This is a genomic window from Syntrophorhabdaceae bacterium (genome assembly GCA_028713955.1).
Taxonomy (GTDB): Bacteria; Desulfobacterota; Syntrophorhabdia; order Syntrophorhabdales; family Syntrophorhabdaceae; genus UBA5609.
The window spans coordinates 1-3,544 of sequence record JAQTNJ010000289.1 but is presented as its reverse complement, the minus strand read 5'-3'; the positions used below and the strand labels follow the sequence as shown (position 1 = coordinate 3,544).

Sequence of the window (3,544 nt, the reverse complement as noted above, 5' to 3'; positions counted from 1 at the left end):
TTGATAATCGCGTTGATAATGGTGGTTTTCCCTGTCCCGGGCCCCCCGGTAATGACCATTATCTTGCTGTTGACAGAGGCCTTTACCGCTGCCAGTTGCCTCCCGGAAAGGGTGATGCCGAGATCGGTCTGCGCCCACGCGGCAATCTCTTCAACGTCGACCAGTTTCAATTGCCTGGGGCAGGCAATGATCTCCTTCATCTTATTCGTTATCCCCACCTCAGAGACATAAAAGGCGGAGAGGTAGACGGGTGCATCGGAAGATGGAAGGAGGGAGGAGGGAGTGGGTTGAAGATCGTCGATGACTATCTTGTTCTGCGCAACAAGGTTTTTAAGTGATGCAGGAATATCCTTCTCTTCTATCTCCAGAATACTGCTGCATTTCTGTACCAGTTCGCCATAGGGGTAATATACATGGCCGTCGTCCGCAAGTCCCTGCAGGACATACAGTATGCCCGCCTCGATCCTCGCCTGGGAATCCTTCGGTATCCCCAGTTTTTCCGCTATCCTGTCGGCAGTTACAAAGCCTATACCGAAGACATCCATGGCAAGTCTGTAAGGATTATCACGAACAACCTGGATGGAATCCCTCCCGTATTGCCGGTAAATCTTGACCGCATAGGCAGGGCTTATGCCGTGGCCCTGGAGAAAGATCATCACATCCCGTATCTCTTTCTGATCCTCCCATGCCTTTCTGATCATCTCTATCCTTTTCTCACCGATGCCGGCGACCTCGTTCAGTCTGTCCGGTACATGATCGATGATGGACAGTGTTTCCACGCCAAAGGCTGAGACCAGCCTCTTTGCCATAACGGGGCCGATGCCCTTTATCATCCCTGAGCCAAGATACCGTTCGATGCCCTTCACGGTTGCCGGGAGGACGGACTCATATGATACTACCATGAACTGCTCACCATACCGGGGATGATTGCTCCAGCGGCCTTTCAGTCTCAGGATCTCTCCCGGTGTAACAGAAAAAACGGTCCCCACCATTGTTACCAGATCTCCCCTTCCCTGTATACGTATCTTCGCCACGGTATAGTTGTTTTCCTCGTTGAAGTAGGTAATCTTTTCGATCTGACCCTGAACCTCAAGAATGTTCTCATCGTTCGGCATAGTTAATAGTATCCAAAATTTAGGAATATTGGAAGCAGAACATCATTCGTGGTGATTTGTTGCGGACGTTTTGGTAGACTGTGAAGGGCACAGAAATGATACGGTATTTTATACAACGGGTTATAGAAAAACATAAAAAGATGATCCTCAATGAAGCTGTTCATATCAACGGCTTCATGAAGCTCCTCATGAAACCGAGGAATGCCGGCACAGGCTGGACAAAAGAGGAAAAGGCGCAGCTCAGGAAACATCTGAAGCGCTTATCCTGCTATGTGCCCGTGCTGATCATTTTTCTTGCCCCATTTGGCTCTCTCCTTATCCCTGTCCTGGCGGAGATCCTTGATCGAAGGAAAAACAAGCGTACGATAATGTAACTTGGGTGTTGTCATTTTTTACTCCATGCGATAATATAAAAACAGGGGGGACATATGAAAATAGGTATACTTATTATTGATGACGAAGACGGAATCAGGCGGTCGTTGGCAAGGCTTCTTAAGGAAGAAGGGTATCTGGTACAGGTAGCAGGCGATGGCGAAGAGGCGCTGGAGATATTCGGAAAAGATCCTTACAACTTTGATATCGTTATCTGTGATCTTATTATGCCCGGAATAGACGGGATCAAGACAATAGAAGAGATCAACAAGATCCATCAGGATATCACAAAGATTATCCTCACGGGCTACGGAACGCTTGAATCATCCATCAAGGCCATAGAAGCAGGGATCGACGGTTTTATTACAAAACCATTTGAGAACAAAGAGCTCAAGTGGAAGATCAAAGAGTACTACCTGAAGAGAAAGCTGAAACAATTCATCGCGCCGGATATCTTTAACGAGCTCCTCAGGGAACCCGCGCAGCTCGAGCCGAAAATGACATCCATTACAATACTCTTTTCGGACATCAGGGGATTTACAGACCTCTCCGCAAGAACATCGCCTCAGGATCTCGCCGCCCTGCTCAACAAGTATTACTTCCATCCTTTAAGCGAGGTCATTATCAAACACAAGGGCACCATCGATAAGTATATAGGGGACGGCATTATGGCCCTCTTCGGCGCCCCGGTCTATCAGGACAACCACGAAGAAAATGCGGTGCGGTGCGCAATCGAGATGGTTCAGAAAACAGAGGAGACCGACCGGGGCATCAGGATCGGGATCGGGGTCTGTACCGGTTCTGTCATTACCGGTGTCTTTGGTTCCGCGAGCAAAAAAGAGTATACGGCGCTGGGCATGCCCGTTAATATCGCCGCGCGTCTTCAGAAACTCGCTACGCCCGGTGAGATAGTCATCTCAGAAGAAACCAGAAAAAAACTGGATGGATCCATACCGTTCAAACATGTCGGCTCGCTGGCATTTGCTCAACCTTTCGATTCTGTCTTATACTATAAGTGGATAAAAGATGGTCAGGATTAACGACATCGTTGATGAGATATTAAAGTATAATCCACAGGCTGATGTGGAAATGCTCCAGAAGGCATACGTCTTCTCTGCGCAGGCACATAAGGGGCAGACGAGGCTGTCGGGTGAACCTTACCTGATCCATCCCCTTGAGGTAGCCTATACTCTGACAAGGATGAATCTCGACATCCCCAGCGTCGTTTCGGGGCTTTTGCACGATACGCTTGAGGATTCCTACGTCAGTAAGGACGAGATAGAAAAATACTTCGGCAAAGAGATAGCCGAACTCGTTGACGGTGTAACAAAGATCGGTAAGATCCCTCTTAAAACGTCAGAAGAGTCGAGGGTTGAAAACTTCAGGAAGATGCTCCTCGCAATGAGCAAAGACATCAGGGTCATCCTGGTGAAACTCGCCGACAGATATCACAACATGCAGACCCTTAACTTCCTGTCAACGGAGAAACAGATGGAGATCTCGAAGGAAACGATAGAGATCTATGCCCCGCTCGCACACAGGCTCGGGATAGAGTGGATGAAGGAAGAACTGGAAGACACGGCATTCAAATATCTGAAACCGGCAGAGTACAGGATGATCGCCGACAAGATTGCGCAGAAGAAAAAGGAAAGGGATGAATATATCAGCGAGGTCATCGGGATCCTGAAAAAGAGATTTGATCAGTTTCATCTTAACGCCGAGATATCGGGGAGGGCAAAACGGCTCTACAGCATCTATCGCAAGATGACACAGGAGGCCCTGAATATTGATGATATCTACGATATCATTGCCTTCAGGGTTGTCGTCAATAATATAAGGGAATGCTATGAGGCCCTCGGCATCGTCCACGCCTTTTTCAAGCCCATCCCCGGAAAATTCAGCGATTATATCGCCCTTCCTAAGGCCAACATGTACCAATCACTCCATACGAAGATTATCGGCCCTTATGGTGAGAAGATCGAGGTCCAGATAAGGACCCATGAGATGCACAAGATTGCCGAGGAAGGCATCGCCGCTCATTGGAAGTACAAAGAGGG

4 protein-coding genes are annotated in these 3,544 nt (G+C 48.4%); 3 read left to right on the top strand and 1 reads right to left on the bottom strand.

Features of this window, described 5'->3' with window-relative positions:
• Nucleotides 1-1,115 (bottom strand): helix-hairpin-helix domain-containing protein (locus PHU49_15875; protein ID MDD5245487.1); only part of this gene is annotated, 1,115 nt, incomplete at its 3' end.
• A gap of 95 nt (nucleotides 1,116-1,210) precedes the next feature.
• On the opposite strand from PHU49_15875, the gene PHU49_15870 reads away from it, so the two are divergent.
• From PHU49_15870 to PHU49_15860, 3 genes are all read left to right on the top strand, one after another.
• On the top strand, nucleotides 1,211-1,489 hold the full coding sequence (locus tag PHU49_15870) for a hypothetical protein (GenBank protein MDD5245486.1): 279 nt from the start codon (nucleotides 1,211-1,213) through the stop codon (nucleotides 1,487-1,489).
• 54 nt (nucleotides 1,490-1,543) lie between these two features.
• Nucleotides 1,544-2,527 (top strand): adenylate/guanylate cyclase domain-containing protein, encoded by a 984-nt coding sequence (locus tag PHU49_15865; protein MDD5245485.1) that lies wholly within the window; start codon nucleotides 1,544-1,546, stop codon nucleotides 2,525-2,527.
• A partial coding sequence (locus PHU49_15860; GenBank protein ID MDD5245484.1) for an HD domain-containing protein occupies nucleotides 2,514-3,544 on the top strand: 1,031 nt, incomplete at its 3' end. The genes PHU49_15865 and PHU49_15860, both read left to right, overlap by 14 nt.